Origin of the sequence: Massilia sp. METH4, from assembly GCF_037094685.1 — a bacterium.
GTDB lineage: Bacteria > Pseudomonadota > Gammaproteobacteria > Burkholderiales > Burkholderiaceae_D > Rugamonas.
The window spans coordinates 3,343,932-3,361,340 of record NZ_CP146614.1 but is presented as its reverse complement, the minus strand read 5'-3'; the positions used below and the strand labels follow the sequence as shown (position 1 = coordinate 3,361,340).

19 protein-coding genes and 1 other RNA gene are annotated in these 17,409 nt (G+C 65.3%); 12 read left to right on the top strand and 8 right to left on the bottom strand.

Annotation, left to right across the window (positions count from 1 at the left end; all coding sequences use genetic code 11):
• The first annotated feature begins 374 nt into the window (after positions 1-374).
• From ompA to ssrA, 5 genes are all read left to right on the top strand, one after another.
• Positions 375-1,085 (top strand): outer membrane protein OmpA, encoded by a 711-nt coding sequence (gene ompA / locus V6Z91_RS14805; protein ID WP_338771578.1) that lies wholly within the window; start codon positions 375-377, stop codon positions 1,083-1,085.
• A gap of 265 nt (positions 1,086-1,350) precedes the next feature.
• The gene (gene ubiG, locus V6Z91_RS14800; protein ID WP_338771576.1) at positions 1,351-2,052 is read left to right on the top strand and encodes a bifunctional 2-polyprenyl-6-hydroxyphenol methylase/3-demethylubiquinol 3-O-methyltransferase UbiG; all 702 of its coding nucleotides are present in this window, start codon (positions 1,351-1,353) and stop codon (positions 2,050-2,052) included.
• A 53-nt stretch (positions 2,053-2,105) separates the two neighbouring features.
• Entirely contained in the window at positions 2,106-2,795 is a 690-nt protein-coding gene (locus tag V6Z91_RS14795; RefSeq protein ID WP_338771574.1) for an HAD-IA family hydrolase, read from the top strand.
• Between the two features lie 103 nt (positions 2,796-2,898).
• Positions 2,899-3,870 (top strand): hypothetical protein, encoded by a 972-nt coding sequence (locus V6Z91_RS14790; protein WP_338771573.1) that lies wholly within the window; start codon positions 2,899-2,901, stop codon positions 3,868-3,870.
• 91 nt (positions 3,871-3,961) lie between these two features.
• Positions 3,962-4,322: a transfer-messenger RNA gene (gene ssrA / locus V6Z91_RS14785) on the top strand.
• Positions 4,323-4,797: 475 nt separating this feature from the next.
• Here the strand turns inward: ssrA and V6Z91_RS14780 are convergent.
• Positions 4,798-5,145 carry a DUF6388 family protein gene (locus tag V6Z91_RS14780; RefSeq protein WP_338771572.1) on the bottom strand — a complete coding sequence of 116 codons (348 nt, stop codon included), beginning with the start codon at positions 5,143-5,145 and terminating at the stop codon, positions 4,798-4,800.
• Between the two features lie 473 nt (positions 5,146-5,618).
• Between V6Z91_RS14780 and V6Z91_RS14775 the strand changes: the two genes are divergently transcribed.
• The gene (locus V6Z91_RS14775; RefSeq protein WP_338771571.1) at positions 5,619-6,182 is read left to right on the top strand and encodes a hypothetical protein; all 564 of its coding nucleotides are present in this window, start codon (positions 5,619-5,621) and stop codon (positions 6,180-6,182) included.
• Between the two features lie 108 nt (positions 6,183-6,290).
• On the top strand, positions 6,291-6,668 hold the full coding sequence (locus V6Z91_RS14770; RefSeq protein WP_338771568.1) for a hypothetical protein: 378 nt from the start codon (positions 6,291-6,293) through the stop codon (positions 6,666-6,668).
• Positions 6,669-6,689: 21 nt separating this feature from the next.
• Here V6Z91_RS14770 and V6Z91_RS14765 read toward each other — a convergent pair whose 3' ends face one another.
• Positions 6,690-7,232, bottom strand: a complete 543-nt coding sequence (locus V6Z91_RS14765; RefSeq protein ID WP_338771565.1) for a GNAT family N-acetyltransferase — start codon at positions 7,230-7,232, stop codon at positions 6,690-6,692.
• Between the two features lie 64 nt (positions 7,233-7,296).
• Here V6Z91_RS14765 and V6Z91_RS14760 point away from each other — a divergent pair, with 64 nt between their 5' ends.
• Both V6Z91_RS14760 and V6Z91_RS14755 read left to right on the top strand, forming a co-directional pair.
• The gene (locus tag V6Z91_RS14760) at positions 7,297-7,596 is read left to right on the top strand and encodes an antibiotic biosynthesis monooxygenase family protein (protein ID WP_338771563.1); all 300 of its coding nucleotides are present in this window, start codon (positions 7,297-7,299) and stop codon (positions 7,594-7,596) included.
• An 82-nt stretch (positions 7,597-7,678) separates the two neighbouring features.
• Positions 7,679-7,981 carry a hypothetical protein gene (locus V6Z91_RS14755; RefSeq protein WP_338771561.1) on the top strand — a complete coding sequence of 101 codons (303 nt, stop codon included), beginning with the start codon at positions 7,679-7,681 and terminating at the stop codon, positions 7,979-7,981.
• A gap of 28 nt (positions 7,982-8,009) precedes the next feature.
• Here the strand turns inward: V6Z91_RS14755 and pncB are convergent, their stop codons facing one another.
• The 3 genes from pncB to V6Z91_RS14740 form a co-directional block, all read right to left on the bottom strand.
• A complete protein-coding gene (pncB, locus tag V6Z91_RS14750) occupies positions 8,010-9,212 on the bottom strand; it encodes a nicotinate phosphoribosyltransferase (RefSeq protein ID WP_338771558.1) in 1,203 nt (400 codons plus the stop codon).
• Position 9,213: 1 nt separating this feature from the next.
• On the bottom strand, positions 9,214-10,080 hold the full coding sequence (locus V6Z91_RS14745) for a cysteine hydrolase (RefSeq protein ID WP_338771556.1): 867 nt from the start codon (positions 10,078-10,080) through the stop codon (positions 9,214-9,216).
• A gap of 145 nt (positions 10,081-10,225) precedes the next feature.
• Entirely contained in the window at positions 10,226-10,840 is a 615-nt protein-coding gene (locus V6Z91_RS14740) for an FMN-dependent NADH-azoreductase (protein WP_338771555.1), read from the bottom strand.
• Between the two features lie 102 nt (positions 10,841-10,942).
• Between V6Z91_RS14740 and V6Z91_RS14735 the strand changes: the two genes are divergently transcribed.
• Together V6Z91_RS14735 and V6Z91_RS14730 are read left to right on the top strand one after the other, a co-directional pair.
• A complete protein-coding gene (locus V6Z91_RS14735) occupies positions 10,943-11,860 on the top strand; it encodes a LysR family transcriptional regulator (RefSeq protein ID WP_338771552.1) in 918 nt (305 codons plus the stop codon).
• A gap of 139 nt (positions 11,861-11,999) precedes the next feature.
• Positions 12,000-13,577 carry a hypothetical protein gene (locus V6Z91_RS14730; RefSeq protein WP_338771550.1) on the top strand — a complete coding sequence of 526 codons (1,578 nt, stop codon included), beginning with the start codon at positions 12,000-12,002 and terminating at the stop codon, positions 13,575-13,577.
• A gap of 283 nt (positions 13,578-13,860) precedes the next feature.
• Here the strand turns inward: V6Z91_RS14730 and V6Z91_RS14725 are convergent, their stop codons facing one another.
• Genes V6Z91_RS14725 through V6Z91_RS14715 form a run of 3 tightly spaced genes read right to left on the bottom strand, consistent with a single transcriptional unit; the run spans position 13,861 to position 15,832 of the window.
• On the bottom strand, positions 13,861-14,169 hold the full coding sequence (locus tag V6Z91_RS14725) for a chaperone modulator CbpM (protein ID WP_338771548.1): 309 nt from the start codon (positions 14,167-14,169) through the stop codon (positions 13,861-13,863).
• Positions 14,170-14,180: 11 nt separating this feature from the next.
• Positions 14,181-15,104, bottom strand: a complete 924-nt coding sequence (locus V6Z91_RS14720; protein WP_338771546.1) for a DnaJ C-terminal domain-containing protein — start codon at positions 15,102-15,104, stop codon at positions 14,181-14,183.
• Between the two features lie 59 nt (positions 15,105-15,163).
• On the bottom strand, positions 15,164-15,832 hold the full coding sequence (locus tag V6Z91_RS14715) for a beta/gamma crystallin-related protein (RefSeq protein ID WP_338771543.1): 669 nt from the start codon (positions 15,830-15,832) through the stop codon (positions 15,164-15,166).
• Between the two features lie 170 nt (positions 15,833-16,002).
• On the opposite strand from V6Z91_RS14715, the gene V6Z91_RS14710 reads away from it, so the two are divergent.
• Entirely contained in the window at positions 16,003-17,403 is a 1,401-nt protein-coding gene (locus V6Z91_RS14710) for an MATE family efflux transporter (RefSeq protein WP_338771540.1), read from the top strand.
• The last annotated feature ends 6 nt before the right edge of the window (positions 17,404-17,409 follow it).

Here is a 17,409-nt window from a genome sequence, read left to right as displayed (position 1 = left end):
CAGGGCGCCACGCTTGCCCGGCTTTGTGCAGAATCCGCATGTAATCGTACGGACACATTCATGCCATATCATCGCCGCTCGCCGTGATGACGTTGCAACAACACAACATTTTGGTCGAATGCGGCAGCCGTCCACAGCCGACTCGATAAGGGCGGGATTCGTGCGATACGGGCGGGTATGGCAAAATGACGGAAATACAAACTTGGCTGAATCGCAAATCGGCAGTCAGCGTTGTTCGTTGGCCTCCCCTCTTGCTTCTTCATGAAGCTATTTCGTAGAGCTGGAGGGTGCATGTTAGTATTCGCGCCGCTCGCATTTTGGCAACATCGTCGCGCGGCGCAGGCTGCCGATACCAACCGAAAGGAAACAAAAACATGAAAAAACTGATCTCCAGCATCTTCGCCGTGTCGGCCGTTCTCGCAGGCTCCGTGGCCGCGCAGGACAAGCCGACCGCGCCGCCGTTCGCGCCCGTGACCCAGGACGTCAAGGCCGCAACGCCGAAGAGCGCCTACGTGCAGGACGCCCGCGGCGTGATCGCCCGTAACCCGTTCGGCCTGTGCTGGCGCACCGGCTACTGGACCCCGGCCGACGCCGTGCCGGGCTGCGACCTGCCGATCTGCGTGGAACCCGAGCGCCTGGAAAACGGCAAGTGCGTGGCACCGCCGCCGCCGGCCGCTCCGGCACCGGCACCCGCCCCGGCACCTGCTCCGGCACCGGCACCGGTACCAACGTCCGAGAAAGTCAGCTACAACGCCGACGCCTTCTTCGACTTCGACAAGGCCGTGCTGAAGCCGGAAGGCAAGCAGGCGCTGGATGAACTGTCCGACAAGCTGGGCACCATCAACACCGAAGTCGTGATTGCCGTTGGCCACACCGACTCCGTCGGCACCGACGCCTACAACGAGAAGCTGGCCGTGCGCCGCGCCGAATCCGTGAAGGCCTACCTGCTGTCGAAGGGCATCGAAGGCAACCGCGTGTACACCGAAGGCAAGGGCGAGAAGCAGCCGGTCGCCGACAACAAGACCGCCGAAGGCCGCGCGAAGAACCGCCGCGTGGAAATCGAAGTCGTGGGCACCCGCAAGTAATTCCGGTCCCCGGTCAAAAAAATCCCGCTTCGGCGGGATTTTTTTTGGTCGCTTTACAACGTCGGGGACAGTCCCCGATTTTTTGCAACACTCTTGGGTCCCGGCGTTTTCACTCTACGCGGTACGTTTCCGCGGCTTCACGGCCGCCGAGCTCGCTGGTTGCAAAACAACGACGGGGACTGTCCCCGAGTTTTGGCAACATTTCCGCAGGCACATTTTTCACCTGTGCTTTGGCGCTGGGCGAATACCCGTTATGATGCCGGTCATGAACGCAAACGCCGACCCTCTTGAAATACAAAAGTTCAGCGAACTGGCCCACCGCTGGTGGGATCCGACGTCTGAATTCCGTCCCCTGCACGATATCAATCCGCTGCGCCTGGAATGGATCAACGCGCGCGCCCCGCTGGCGGGCAAGAACGTGATCGACATCGGCTGCGGCGGCGGCATCCTGTCCGAATCGATGGCGAAGAAGGGTGCCACGGTGACCGGCATCGACCTGTCTAAGCGGGCCCTGAAGGTGGCGGACCTGCACAGCCTGGAATCGGGCGTGCCGGTGCGCTACAAGCTGATCGCCGCCGAGGAAATGGCGGCAGCCGAGCCCGGCCAGTACGATGTGGTGACCTGCATGGAAATGCTCGAGCACGTGCCGGACCCGGCCGCGATCGTGCGCGCCGCGGCCACGCTGGTCAAGCCCGGCGGCCATGTGTTCTTTTCCACGCTGAACCGCAATCCGAAGTCCTACCTGTTCGCGGTGATCGGCGCGGAGTACGTGTTGCGCATGCTGCCGCGCGGCACGCACGACTACGAGAAATTCATCACGCCGGCCGAGCTGTCGCAATACGTGCGCAGCGCCGGGCTGCAGGTGGATGGCCTGAAGGGCCTGGGCTACAACCCGCTGACCCGCCTTTACTCCCTGAACAACGACACCAGTGTGAACTACATGATGTCGTGCACCCGCCCGGAATGATGCATGGGCGGCCCCGGCCGCCCTCGGCCTCCCTTTTCCTACAGCACCCGACCATGACCTTCCCGACCGCGCCGCGCGCCATTCTTTTCGACCTCGACGGCACGCTTGCCGACACCGCGCCCGACCTGGCCGCCGCGGTCAACCGGCTGCGCGCCGACCGCGGCCTGGCGCCGACGCCGTACGAGATCCTGCGTCCGACGGCCTCCGCCGGGGCGCGCGGCATGATCGGCGCCGCGTTCGGCCTGAAGCCGGAAGACGAAGGGTTCGTGGAATTGCGCGACGGCTTCTTCAGCTATTACGAGAATGCGATGGATGTGCACAGCTCGCTGTTTGCGGGCATCGACGCATTGCTGGAGGGCCTGGAAGACGCCGGCCTGGCATGGGGGATCGTCACCAATAAATCGGCCCGCTTCACCGATCCGCTGATGCCGCTGATCGGACTCGACCATGCGGGATGCGTGATCTCCGGCGACACGACGCCGCACCCGAAACCACACCCTGCCCCGCTGCTCGAAGCGGCGCGCCGCCTCGGCGTGCCTCCCGAGCAGTGCTGGTACGTGGGCGACGACCTGCGCGACATCCAGGGCGGCCGCGCCGCCGGCATGACCACCGTCGCCTGCCAGTGGGGATATTGCGGCGAGTCCGAACCAACGACCTGGGGTGCCGACCATCTGGTGGACACGCCGGAAGCGCTGCTAGCGCTGGTGCTGGCGTCGACGCGCGGCGTCACATTGGCTGCCTGAACCACACTGCGCCCATTATCGCATTGCCGCATCTCAACAACTCAGCGTATGATAAGCGGCAATACACGATAAAACCCAAGCAACTTTCCCCGGGGAGGCAGCAATGCCTGGCGAAGACGCAACCGAGCAGCCCCTGATCCCGCGCAGCAGCGCGCCTCAGGTGTGGACGGCATCGGTAGCAGAAACAAAATTCTATTGGTACGACCTGCTCGTCGACGGCGGCCAGCTCCCGGACTTTCGCGACCCGGTCGGCCGCTACCTGCGCCGCATGCAGTTCGCCATCGATGCCACGATGGAAAAGCGCCTGCTGTACTTCCTGGTGGCGCGCCCGCGCGTGCGCTTCGACCTGCAACGCAGCGTCAGCTGGGGCTTTTTCTCGCTGAAGCTGACCATTCCCGTGCTGATCGGCGAGGAAGAGCGCAAGAGCACGATCACGATCGACCTCGTGACGCCGTTCGAAGCCACCTACAAGAAGCCGCTCGTGCAGGTGCAGGACAAGTTCCTGCTGCTTAATTGGGGCGCGCTCGTCGAGACGTACACCATCCACGACCTGATCGAGCGCTTCAATACCGGCCTTGCCTTCCCCAGCACCGTGCTGTACGTGGGCCAGACGTTCGATCCGGCCGGCAAGCTCGCCAAGGGCCAGCATGGCCCCGTCAACCGGGCGCGCAACGCGAAGATGCTGGACAGCGACATGTTCCTGCTGGTCCAGCGCTTCGATGTCAAGGTGGATACGGCCGCCACCGACCTTTCCGAGGAAGCATCGCACCGCACGCACGTGGACATGCTCGAAGGCGCGCTGATCGGCTATTTCGAGGATGACACTTCGAAGCTGCGCACGGAGATCGAGCGCGGCAACCGCCGCGATCACCTGGCAGGATTGCAATACACATACTTCCTGGAAAAACTAACGGTCGACCTGGGCTTCGAGGGCGCCGACGCCTTCTACGACCTCGAAACCGACCGCGCCGGCCGCTCGCGCCGCCACCTGTTCGACTGCGTGTTCGAAGCCGGCCGCCCAGTCATCGCACGCCTGGCCGAGAACGCCCGCCCGCTGCCCAAGCTGAAGGGCTGAGTGTTGCTTACACCGCCCTTAAATCCGCGCATTTGCGCCGCATGCATATGCACACCGGCCCGGTTTGGAGTACAATCCTCTTTCCTTCTGTGGGGACGACCTGGTTTCGACGTGGGTTGCAAAGCAGAACAGGGCATACCGAGGGCTGGTCACCTCGTAAATACATCCAGAAACAAACTAACTGCAAACGATAACTCGTACGCACTGGCAGCCTAAGGGCTGTTAGCTCCACAACACCTCGCCTCTGGGGTGGGCCGTTAAAAGCTGTGGAGTCATTTACAGAGGCTAGGATTCAACCGGGTTACTTGGTTGCTTCCGAAATTTAAGGTAACTCGCCTGTACACAGCCTGCACGTCGGCGTTGTACAGGTTAAATTAAATGGCAGTGCTAAGTATGTAGAACTGTCTGTGGAGTGCTTGCGGACGCGGGTTCGATTCCCGCCGTCTCCACCACCGAACAAAAAAATAGGGGGCTAAGCTTTGCTTGGCCCCCTATTTTTTTGTTCTTCGTGGTTCGGACCGCGGGAATCCAAACCGCGTCCGTTCACGGACGCGGGGCTTTGCCGGGGTTTCGCCGAGCATGCTCGGCGCCGGCAAAGCGACCCGCGCCTGCCAGCGCGGGGCTCTCCGATTCGCCCATTCTCGACATCGCTCCGCGATGTCGCTACCGCCCGGAGGGCTTGCTTGCGCACCTCGATTCCCAACGCCAGGAATCCATCCGCTCTCGCACCGACGCGGCGCGGGGCTCTCCGATTCGCCCGTCTACGACATCGCTCCGCGATGTCGCCACCGCCGGAGGGCTTGCTTGCGTACCCTCGGCCCCGCTCCTCATTCGCGCCTGCTATCGCTGGGCTTCCTGATTCGCGTCCGCGATGCGTGCGGAAAGATCCGCCATCGGCGGGCTGGACCGATATTGGCCAGCACTGCGTCAGCTGACGCTTGAGCCGACCTCGATGCGCTCAGGCGGAAAACGCTGGCCGTGTGACAGCCCAAGTTGCTGCTTGATGATCGACTGGTACTCTCGCCACATCCTGTCAAACTCTTCTGCCGTCTCAGCGGCAAGGCTGTACCGTATCTCCATCGCATCGCGACCGTTCTCACGCGCGAACTTCTCGATCTCGTCCATCGCCGTAGCTAGACGAAGCTCATCGAGGGACGTTTCCATAACGTCCGCATCGGCTTGGGTGAGAGACATTACCCGCGCCCTGGAAGCGGGCTTGCTTCCCAGGAACAGCCGGGCGGCTTTGGTGAGTTGAGCAGGGGTCAGTTTGGGCATGGTATTCGTTCTCGGTTAGCCCGCTCAGTATAGCCCGCAGGTCCGTTCATCAGTTATTAACCTGCATGGGAGAGAAGGCCGGCACTTGCACGCAGACGATGTCGGCGCAATGATCTAAGAACACTGCGAGCTTCGACGTGCCGGTAACGCTCGTGTCGCTCCTATTACGCTACCAACTGCATGTGGCGCTTAGCGTGGTGTGGGGGGCGAGCCGGCTAGGGGTGCACGGTGACAAGTTGTAGCGGTACCTCACTCCACGCCTCAGCCTCCGACCGCAGGAATCCGCACCGCATTCGTTTACGGCTGCGGGGCTCCGATTCGCCCATCCACAACATTGCTCCACAACCCCCGTGCACGTGTCGAGAAACTTTACATATCAAAGTCCCGCAAACCAACCAAAAGACCAACCCCATGATTCATAAGCGCGGCATGGAAAATGCATCTGCAACGATCCCATTTCGAGGAGAACTCCAATGACTTCAAAACGGACGATTGCCGCCACCACATTTGCCATGCTCAGCACCACGGCCCTTGCGGACATAACGATCGACCCGCAAGTCGGCGCCGCCAATGTCTACCTGAAATGGGACGCCCGCGAAGGCACAGGCTTCATGCTCGCGGTAACCGCCCTCGGCGGCCAGGATGCACTCGGCAATAGGGCCTACATCAGCGTCGATGCGGATTCAACGATCGACTTCTCGATTTCCGATGGCGCAGTGCCCGGAGACGCATTTGCCATCACGCTCGACGGCGTGCTGCTGACACCGACCTCGGGCAACACGGGCCCCGAGACGCGCGGCCCTTTCGCCACCTCGTTCTACTCCGCGTTCTATGACGATATCGCCCTATCCGCGGGCAACCACACGTTCGAACTCTTCCTGACCGATTCCTGCTGCGAGATCGGTGGCACATGGGCAACCTGGTCTCCAGCTGCCGCCATTCCGGAACCGTCCATCGGTGTCATGCTGGCTGCTGGATTGGGCTTCACCGCGTTCGCTGCCCTGAGGAATGGCAGAGGCAGGAAGCACCCCGGCTGAACAAACCTCCGCTGCGTCTCGTCCTACATCGCTCCCTCCCGTGCGCCTATTTCACACCGCGCAACGGCAACCTACGATGATGGACACTCAACGACGAAGGAGACCATCATGCAAAACCAAGGCAAAGGCGACCAGGGCAACCAGGGCCGTACCTACGACCAGAAAACCCATGACGGTACCAGCAGCGCAGCCACGATGGGCACCGGCGGCACGGGCCGCACGGGCACGGACGAAGGCTACGACGAGGCCGCGCACCGCCCATGGGAAGGCACCCAGCAGTCGGGACGCACGGATGACCTGCTGTCCGACGGCTCCGACGCGGACCAGGACGGCCAGGGTTTCGCGCGCGATCCGGGCAACCGCCAGCAGGACCGCAACGAAGACCGCGAGCAGAGCCTGTCCGGCGGCGGCCGCCCCAGCGACCCCACCGGCCTGCAAAACTCGGCCGGCAATGAACAGTCGGGCGGCGACGCCCCCCAGCGCTGACGCTACAACACTGCCTCGCCGTCAGGCCGCCCCAAAAGCGGCCTTCGGCAGGCGGTACAGCACATGCCGGGACAGCCGGTGGTCCGCCGGCAGTGCCGGGTGCGCGAAGTCCAGCCCAGGGTCGCGCACCATCCCCAACCGTTCCATCACACGGCGCGAGCGCAGGTTATCGGCAACCGTGAACGACACGATCTCGCTTAAACGCAGCTCTCCAAATCCGAAGCGCAGCACGGCGCGCGCTCCTTCGGTGGCCAACCCCTTTCCCCAATGACGCGAAGCCAGCCGCCAGCCCACCTCGTGGCATGGCGCGAACGGCAGCGAGACATCCTGGTACTTCAAGCCCACGAACCCGGCCAGCTCGCCCGTCGACGTCAGCTCGGCGGCGAAATAGCAGCAGCCGTGCTGCACGTACATCGCGTTTTGGGCGGCAAAGAATGACAATGCCTGCTCAGGTGTCAACGGCCCGGGCAGGAACTCCGTCACCGCCGGGTCGGCATTGAGTGCCACGAAAGGCGCCACATCCTCCATGCACCACAGGCGCAACGTCAGCCTATCGGTAGCCAATACCGCCCTGCTTTCAAGCCGATGTTGAGGCACAATGCCTGGATTACTCATCAGGAGACCTTTCATGATCCACGAAATCGCCGAAATCACCATCAAGCCCGGCAGCAATGAAGCGTTCGAAGCCGCCGTGCGCGAAGCCGTGCCGCTGTTTCGCCGCGCCAAGGGTTGCGTCTCGATGCGCATCGACCGCACGATCGAGCGGCCGGACTTCTACCGCCTGGTGATCGGCTGGGAAACGCTGGAGCACCACACGGTGGACTTCCGCGGCAGCGACGACTTCCAGGCCTGGCGGGGCCTGGTGGGCGGCTTCTTCGCCGAGCCGCCGAAGGTGGAGCACACCGAGACCGTCGTCAGCGGCTTCTGATGCCGCGGCGGCGCCCTTTTGCGCGCCGCCCTTGTTGTTTTTGCAGCACAATCGCGGCAGGTCAACCCTCACAGGAACTGCCATGCCAGACACCATTCACCGCAATTTCAAGACGGTCGAGGATGCCGAGGCCGCACGCGCCGCGCTGCTGGACGCCGGCTTCAGCGGCTCGGCCGTGCAGCTGAACCTGCACAGCGCACGCGCCAGCGACACGGCCACGCAAGCCGTCGAAAACATCATGGAATCGATGACGCCGGACGACGCCGACGATACCGACCGTCCCTCCACGCATCCGGCCGCGCTGCTAACGGTCGATGTGGACGACAGCCAGCAGCGTGAGCAGGCGACGGCGCTGATGCTGCGCTACGGCGGCACGGAAGCCTGAGCGCCGCCGGGCGCGCACTTGACGCACCTTAAGCGGCGGGGTGCTGGAACACCTGCCGCAGATAAGCGAGGAACGTCTCGTCCTTGCTCATCGTCTTGCCCGGCGAGTCCGACAGCTTGGCCACCGACTGGCCATTGCAGCGCACCAGCTTCATCACGATGTTCAAGGGCTTCAGGCCCAGGTCGTTCGTGAGCCAGGTGCCGATGCCGAAGCCCGTCATGATGCGGTCGGCGAAATGGCGGTAGAGGAAGATCGCCTTGTCCAGGTCCAGGCCGTCGGAAAACACCAGCCGCTTCGTGTTCGCGTCGATGCGCAACCGCGCATAGTGTGCGATCGCCTTCTCGCCCCATTCGACCGGGTCGCCCGAATCGTGGCGCAGGCCGTCGAACAGCTTGGCGAAGTACAGGTCGAAGTCGCGCAGGAACGCATCCATGCCCACCACGTCCGTGAGCGCCGTGCCCAGGTCGCCGCGGAATTCCTGCACCCAGTCTTCCAGCGCCGCTTTCTGGAAATCGCGCAGCCGCACGCCGAATGCCTGGAACGATTGCATGTACTCGTGCGCCATCGTGCCGATCGGATGGATCTTGTAGCGCATCGCCAGGTAGACGTTCGACGTGCCCTTGAAGAATTCCGGCACCTCGGCCGCCAGGCGGCCCACCACCTCGTCGTGCCATGCCCCGGAAAAGCGGCGGCGCACGCCGAAGTCGGAAAACTCGAAGGGGTTGCGCTTCATCGGCTCGTTGCCGAAGGCCTTCAGGGCGGCGATCTTCGCATCCAGGCGACGGCGCCCTTCCGCCAGGGCCACTTCCTGGTCGAAGCGGCGGAAGTACAGCTCGTTGACGATGTACAGCACGAAGATCTCGAAGCCCATCACGTGCACTTGCGGGCCGCGTGCATGGATCAGCAGTTCGTCGCCATTGGTCTCCACCGTGATGAACTTGCGCTGGAAGCGGAACACCGTGAGGAAGTCGACGAAATCGCCCTTGATGTAGCGCAGCGAGCGCAGGTACTCGAGTTCTTCCTCGCGGAAGGTCATCGTGCACAGGTGGTCGAGCTGGCGTTCGATCTCTTCCTTCAGCTCCGTCAGCGGATAGGCGGGCTTGTTGCGGCACTTGAACTCGTACTCGGCCAGCGCGCCGGGGTGCCAGTGCAGCAGCGCCTGCCACATCGAGAACTTGTACAAGTCCGTTTCGAGCAGGCTGCGGACGACCGGTTTGAAGTTTTCCATCATCTCAGCGCCCCGCATTCACGAGCAGTTCCTGGGTCACGTCGGACGACTGGGCAAAGCCCACGCCGAGCGCGCGCATGCTGTCGAAGAACGCGGCTTGCTGCGCCTCGAAACCCTGCACGGGGCTCATGCAATCGGTGACCAGCACCAGCTTGCCCGCGTCGGCGCCGAAGCGCTCGGCGATGTGCTCCACCGTCGCCTTCACGCAGTGGCTGCCGGCCTCGCCGGCGATGTAGACGCGGTCGGAAGCCTTCAGGCTCGCGATCAGCTTGTGGTTTTCCAGCGTGTCGGGCTCGCCCGCATCGGGCACCTCGGCCATCACGGCCGAGTAGTGCTCGGTCCACGGATTGGAACCCTTGGCGATCTTCGCCACCACGCCCAGCGAAGCGTCTTCCCAGCGGTTATAGGCCGTGCGCACGGCATCGTGCACATTGTGGCCCCAGGTGCCGATCTCGCAATGCACCGGCCACACCATCAGCTTGTAGCGGCCGGCCGCCTCGAGCGCGTCGAGGTAGGCCAGCGCGCGCTCCTTCGCGCGCGGGTCGCGGGGCAGGAAGCGGGCGGCGCGCACGTCGGCCGCGGTGATCTCGGTGAACGGTGCCACGGGGCCGCCATCACCGGCCACCCAGAACGTGGGATGGGCCACGTGGTAGCGATGGTGCGAATCGAGCGTGATGGTGATCGCCGTGAGACCGGCGCGGCCCCGCTCGATCAGCTGCGCCAGGCGCAGCATGTCGGCATGGGCTCCCGGTACCGGCAGCGTGGGCATGCACGCCCGGCCGGTGGCCGCGTCGACGGGCAGGTATTCGGGGGGAAGGTCGCAGAAATCGTTCTGGGGGTCGATGACGAGCAGGTGCAGTCGATCTTTCATTGATAGGCTCCGTGGACGGCAAACCCCATCATACCGGCTGGCACGAAAAGCTACCAAACACCTGCGCAAAACGCGGCCGAGCTCGTGTCTCTGGGGTCTGACCCCACGAGACACGAGCTCGGCAGTTTGGCGCTTAGTTCGGCGCTCAAGCGCCGGCCAGTTCGTCGATGGCTTGCCGGCTCTTCGCCAGCGTTGCCGCGACGGCCTGCTCGCCCAGGGCGACGCCTTCGGCCTGGATGAAGCTGATGTCGGTGATGCCGAGGAAGCCCAGCACGGCGCGCAGGTAGGTGGCCAGGAAGTCGCAGCCGGCGGCCGGGCCTTCGCTGTAGACGCCGCCGCTGGCCGTGAACACGTACACCTTCTTGCCGCCGGCCAGGCCGACCGGGCCGGTTTCCGTGTACTTGAACGTGCGGCCGGCGCGGGCGATGTGGTCGATGTAGGCTTTCAGGCCGGATGGCACGGAAAAGTTGTACATCGGCGCACCGATCACGATCACGTCCGCCGCCAGCACTTCGTCGACCAGCTGGTCGGACAGCTTCACGGTCTGCGCCTGCACGGCATTGCGCTGTTCCGGCGCGGTGAAGAAGGCGCCCAGCATTTCTTCGGTCAGGTGCGGCACGGGGTTGGCGGCCAGGTCGCGCTCGACGACGGTGTCGGCCGGGTGGTTCGCCTTCCACTTGGCGATGAATTCGGCGGACAGCTGGCGCGACAGCGAACCGGAAGAACGCACGCTGCTATTGATGTAGAGGACGTTTGCCATGATGGACTCCTTGGTAAGTGTTTAGTTGCAGCCATCTTACGCCGGAGCTACTATCGACGAAATCCACATTATTTCAATCGATATAATCGATTTTTGCGATACATGAGAGACCCCGGCCTGCCCTCCCTCGACCAGTTGCGTGTCTTCATCGCCGTCATCGACCACGGCGGCTTCGCGCACGCGGCGCGCGCGCTGCATCGCACGCAATCCGTCATCAGCTACACGATCGCCAACCTGGAAGAACAGTTGAACATCGCCCTGCTCGACCGCGGCAAGCGCAAGGTCACGCTCACCGAGGCCGGCAAGGCGCTGCTGGCCGACGCGCGCGCCGTGTCGGCCAAGGTGGACGGCATGCGTGCCCGCGCCAAGGCGCTCGGCGCCGGGCTGGAAGCGGAAGTCTGCCTCGTGGTGGACGTGATGTTCCCGATGTGCCGCCTCGTGACGCTGCTTGAATCGTTCCAGCGCGAGTACCCGACCGTCGCGTTGCGGCTGCATACGGAAGCGCTGGGCGGCGTGGCGCAAATGGTGCTGGACGGGCGCTGCCAACTGGGCATCAGCGGCATGCCGGTCCACCTGCCCGACAACGTCGAGCGCCAGCTGGCCGGCCATGTGACGATGATGCCGGTGTGCGCGCCAGGGCATCCGCTGGCAGCGATCGAGGGCGTGGTGCCGACGGCCGCGCTGCGCGAGCATTTGCAGCTGGTAGTGACGGACCGCAGCCCGCTGACGTCGGGCCAGGACTTCGGCGTGCTGGGCCTGCGCGACTGGCGCCTGGCCGACCTGCACTCCAAGCATGCGCTGCTGCGTGGAGGACTCGGCTGGGGCAGCATGCCCGAGGCGATGATCGCCGAGGACCTGGCCAACGGCCGGCTGGTCCGCCTGCGCCTGCAGGACGGCGATGCGCTGCAATATCCGCTGTTCGCCATCCACCGTTCGGATGACCAGCTCGGCCCCGCCGGGCGCTGGCTGAAGGAACAGATCCTCGCGCTCGACTACACGCTGCCACATGGCGCGTATTGACTGGCCGGCCATGGCAAGCATGCCTACACCGGTTCGGCGTGTGCGCTGACACACTGCCCTCGCCCACCGTCCTACGATGAGCCTCTGCCGGGGCCGCGCCAGCGGCCGGCCCCGCTCACGACTTCATGAGGAGATCGACATGACAAGAGAGAAGGATCAGCTCACCAATACGGAAGACGCGGGCTACTTCACGCAGAGCGGCAACCACGCCGCCGGCGGACCCGCCAACGACACCACGCAAGTCAACAGGGCACCCAACATCAACGAGGCGGCCAGCAAGCAAAGCAGCGCCGCCGGCAGCTCGGGAGGAATGGACATGACGCAACAATCGATCGGCGGCCAGGGCGCGCAGGACGGCATCAGCGGCACCCCTTCGGGCACGCAGGGCGGCCAGAGCGGCCAGGGCATCAACCAGGGCGGCCAGAACCAGCAGAGTTCGCAGGGCCAGTCCGACTACATGGGCGGTTCGCCCGGCAACCAGGGCGGCATCCGCAACGATCCGCGCACGCAGGCGGACCCGCTGGCGCCCAACCATGACCGCTACGGCAGCCAGCAGACCGGTGCCACGTCGGGCGAAGTCGGCGACGGCCGTAGCCCGCACCAGGTAGCCCACGGCGGCAGCCAGGCTTCGCAGCACAGCGCGGGCGGCAGCCTGCAGCAGGATGGCGAGCGCGCAGCGCGGCAGGACTATGGCAGCTCGCAGGAAACCACGGCCCCCGGCGGCACCGGTACCCTCGCGGACCATCTGCAGAGCGGTCCCGGCAACAAGTACGGCGACGCGAGCCGGCAAGGCGGCCCCGGCAATTCGGGCCTCTCGCAGATGAACCAGCAGCAGGGCGGCGAGTCCATGGGTGAAGCGGGCCAGAGCGGTCTGCAAGGCAACCAGCAGTCCGACAAGCACGGCGCCGGCAGCGACCGCACCACGGGCGCGGGCGCGCGGCAGGACCGTGGCGACGACGGCTCGGCACCGGGCGCCGGCACGGCGCAGCGCGGCGCGGGCGGCAGCCAGAACGTGGGCAATCAGCAGTCGAGCAGCCCGGGCGGCTCGGGCGGCATGGCAGACAAACTCCAGGGTGGCCCCGGCAACGAGCAATCGTCGAACAACAAGGGCGGCCCCGGCCAGACCGGCCTGGCGCGGATGAAGGAACAGCAGCAGCAAGGCGGCCCCGGCGGGCAGTCGCAGCAGATGGAACAGTCCACCGAGAAACCGCGCGCCGGCACGGGCCATGGCCACGGCGGCCAGCACTCCGGCGGCATGGGCGGCGAACGGGGCGGCTCGCTGCATGACGTGGGCGCGCAAAGCGGCCAGACGGGCCGTGGCGGCCTGGGCGGCAACAATGCGAACATGCAGGAGTCCAGCCAGGGCAACCAGCAATCCGGCGACAACCTGATCGGCCAGACCACGCTGGGCAGCGGCGGCAGCCAGTCGGCCGACCGCGACAGCCTCGACACGCTGCCGGCCGATGCGATGGGCGGCGAACGCGTGGGCATGGGCAGCCGCGGCAACAGCCAGCAATCGGACAAGGCCGGCAACGCCCAGGCCGATACGTGGAAGAACCAGGCGCGCCCGAACAACCGCAGCGACAACGAGCAGGCCGACCGCCAACTCGGCATGCAGGGCTCGCCGGGCGAGCCGGGTCACGATATCGACGACATCGGCAGCAAGCAGTCCGGCGGCAGCGGCGGCAAGCAGGGTGGGTCGGAAGACCAGCGCTGATCTGTCAGCCGACAGCCCGCGAGGCTATGGTGTCGGACACCCGCAGGGTGTCCGACACCGGTTTTTTTGTGAGCTCGCCAGTACGGCCGGCATCAAGACAGCCGGTGACAGGCACCGGGTTTCTTGAAACATTTCTTGAACCCCGGTGCCTGTCACCGGGATTTCTGAAACATTTCTTCAGGGCCGGTGTCTGTCACCGGCGTTGGCATTGCATGGGAAAACCGGTGTCTGACATTCATCCCTGCGGGATGAATGTCAGACACCAGGCATCAGCCGCGGGCTGCTACAACCCGGCGGCGCGCAAGCGCCGCCGCAAGCGCCTCACCTCCTCCGTCAAATCCACCACCAGCGCCGCCACCTCCTCGTTCGCGTCGAAATCGCGTTCGATGCGCAGCAGGCTGCGCGCGCGCACCAGGTCCACGCTGGTGAAGCGCCAGGCTTCCGGCGCCGCTTCGGTACCGCCCAGCAGGATGCCGGTGCGCACGCGGTGCACCACCCAGCCGGGGTCCACGGCGCAGGCACGCGCCAGTTCGTCCAGGGTCAGTGCCGTTTCGTCGAGCGACACGGCGCGGATCGGTTGTTTGCCATTCATCGATCGTCTCCTTACAGCCCCTGGCGCGGGTTGAACCGAAGTTCGCGCGCCATCTGTTCATACAATGCCCTTGCCTGCGGCGTGCTGGCCGGCGGCAGTGCGATGTCCAGGAGCAGGTACAGGTCGCCCGCCGGCGCGGCGGCCGTGCCGGGAATGCCCCTGCCCTTCAGGCGCAGCTTGCGCCCGCCCTGGGAGTCAGGCGGAATCGTGACCGACACGCGGCCGGAAGGCGTGCCGACCTCGATGCCCGCGCCAAGCGCCGCTTCCCACGGGGCGACGGGCACTGTCTGGTACACGTCGCGCCCTTCCACGCGAAAGCGCCGGTCCTCGGCAAAACGGATTTCCAGGTAAAGGTCGCCCGCCGGGGCCCCGCCGCTGCCGGGCTGGCCCTGGCCGGCCAGGCGCAATTGCTGGCCTTCGGTGACGCCTTTCGGAATCGTCACGTTGAGGGTGCGCTGGCGGGTGATCACGCGGCCGTGTTCGTCCGCCTCCGGCACGCGCAGGCTGATGGTGCGGCTTGCACCCTGGTAGGCGTCCTGCAGCGCGATCTCGATGACGGCGTGGCTGTCGTCGCCGCGCATCTGGAAGCCGCGCCGGCGAGCGCCGCCCACGTGGGCGAACAGGTCCTGGAAGAAATCGCTGTCCGCGCCGCCGAAGGATTCGAAGCCGGCGCCCCAGTCCGGCGGAGGCCTGAAGCCGCCGCCTTCCGCCTGGCGGTATTGCGCGCTGCCCAGTTCATCGTAGGCCGCGCGCTTTTCGGGGTCGCCGAGCACCCCGTAGGCTTCGTTCAATTCCTTGGTCTTCGCGTCGGCGTCGGCTTCCTTGCTGACGTCGGGATGGTACTTGCGCACAAGCTTGCGGTAAGCCGCCTTGATCTCGTCGGCGCTGGCCGTCTTCGGCACGCCCAGCACCGCGTAGTAATCCTTGTAGTCCACGTTATGCTCTCCAGGTCGTAGTCCTATCGAGCTTAGGTTACAACAACAATCCGATTTTTTCAGCGCAGGCGGCGGACCGACGACGCCTCGTTGTTCAAGCCGCCGAGACCGGGGTAGCGGCCCGGCCCATAGACCTCGCAACGGCCCCGGTAATCGTCATGCTCGCAGACTTCCCACTCGCCTTCGCGCACCACCAGCGACCCGGCGCGATCGTTGAATTCGCGCGAGCGCAGGCTGTGCACATCCCCCACCAGCACCACCCGGTCGCCGCCGAAATTGCGGCCCGAGTACAGCTCCACCGGGGGACCGCGGCGATCGTCGTCGCGCCGCCAGCCGCGCCGCCGATCGTTGTCATCGCGGTCGTCGCGGTCGCGCCAGGCGCCGCGGTCGCGCCCGCCGTCACGCCAATCATCGCGATCGCGCGGGCGCCCCACTTCGCGCACCGACGAGATCTGGTTGTCGAAGCGGGACAGGTCTCTGTACTCGCCGCGCTCGAGCACCATGCAATGGCCGCCGAAGTCCTTGTGCTCGCACACTTCCCAGCTTCCCGAGTGGACGACGATCGACGAGGCGCGGTCGTTGAAGCCGATGTCCTGGAAGTTGCGCACCGGGTCGCGCACCGTCATCCGGGCGCCCCGGAAGTCCGGCTGCGAAAATACCGACAACTCGCCGGCGGAAGCGTATTGGAAGGATGCCAGCAGGGCTGCGGCGGCGAACAGGCGTTTCATGGTTTCTCCATCTCGTGCGTGTAGTGCGCCGCGCGCGACGCGCGCGCGGCATATGTTCCATAACGCAACGGCGACGCATTCGGTGCACGGGCCGGCTGTAACAAATTCCTACTGCGGCGAATGCACCATCATGGGTAGAATCACAAGTTCCCCATTCTCGAAGTGCACCGATGCCCTATACGTTCACCCTGTCCAATATCCGCAGAGAAGCCGCAGCGTTGTGGCAACTGGCCTGGCCCGTCCTCATCGGGCAGCTGGCCACCGTGGGCATGGGCGTGGCGGACGTGGCCATGACGGGCCACACCAGCGCCGCCGAGCTGGCCGCCGTATCGCTCGGCGCCTCGGTCTGGTCGATCATCCTCGTCACCGTCAACGGCACCATGATGGCCGTGAACACGGTGGTGGCCCACCAGGTGGGCGCCGGCGCGTTCGACAAGATTCCGCACTCGGTGCGGCAGGCGTTGTGGAAAGCCGTAGGCGTGGGCGTCGTAGCGGCGCTGGCCGCCAACCTCGCCACGCTGCTGTTCGACCACCTGCAGCTGGAACCCGAAGTCAACCACCGCGCCTCGATGTTCGTGCATATCGTGAGCATCGGCCTGCTGCCCTTCGCGGCCTATCGCGCACTGTACGGCTACAGCGCCAGCATCAACCAGACCAAGCCCGTGATGGTCATCGCCATCATCGGCCTGGTGGTCAACGTGATCGTCAACTGGCTGCTCGTGTTCGGCAACCTGGGCTTCCCGAAGATGGGCGCGCTGGGCTGCGCGGTGGCCACCGGCACCGTGGTCTGGCTGGACCTGCTGGCCATCGTGCTGTGGATCCGCATCGCGCCCGCCTACCAGGCCTCGTACCCGTTCGACAAATGGGAGTGGCCACACTGGCCCGAAGTGTGGAACATGCTCAGGCTGGGCGTACCGATCGGCGTCACCTACTTCGCCGAGGTCAGCGTGTTCGGCGCCGTCAGCCTGCTGGTGGCGCGCTTCGGCGTGGTCACGGTGTCGGCCCACCAGATCGCGCTGAACTTCGCCTCGCTCACGTTCATGGTGCCGCTGTCGTTCGGCATCGGCATGATCGCCCGCGTCGGCCAGGCGCTGGGCGAAGGCAACCCGCAGCGTGCCCGCTTCGCCTCGTTCGTCGGGCTGTGGATGTCGACCGGCTTCGCCGTGCTGTCGGCGCTGTTCATCGCCATCTTCCGCCACCAGATCGCGGCGGCCTACACGTCGGATGCGGCGGTGCAGGAGATGTGCGCGCACCTGCTGCTGTTCGCGGCGCTGTTCCAGCTGTCGGACGCCGCGCAGGTGGCGGCATCGTGCGCGATCCGCGGGTACAAGGTCACGCGCGGGCCGATGGTCATCCAGCTGATCGCGTTCTGGGGCCTGGCGCTTCCGGTCGGCTGCCTGCTCGGCCTGGCGCCGCGGTGGCTGCCGTTCGCGCCGGCCGAACCGATGTCGGCCACCGGCTTCTGGATCGGCCTCGTGCTGGGCCTGACGGTGGCGGCCGTGCTGCTGACGGCCTACCTGCAACGGCTGTCGCGCCAGCGCGCGCTTGCCCCGGCGTCAGTGCATGCCTGAACGGTC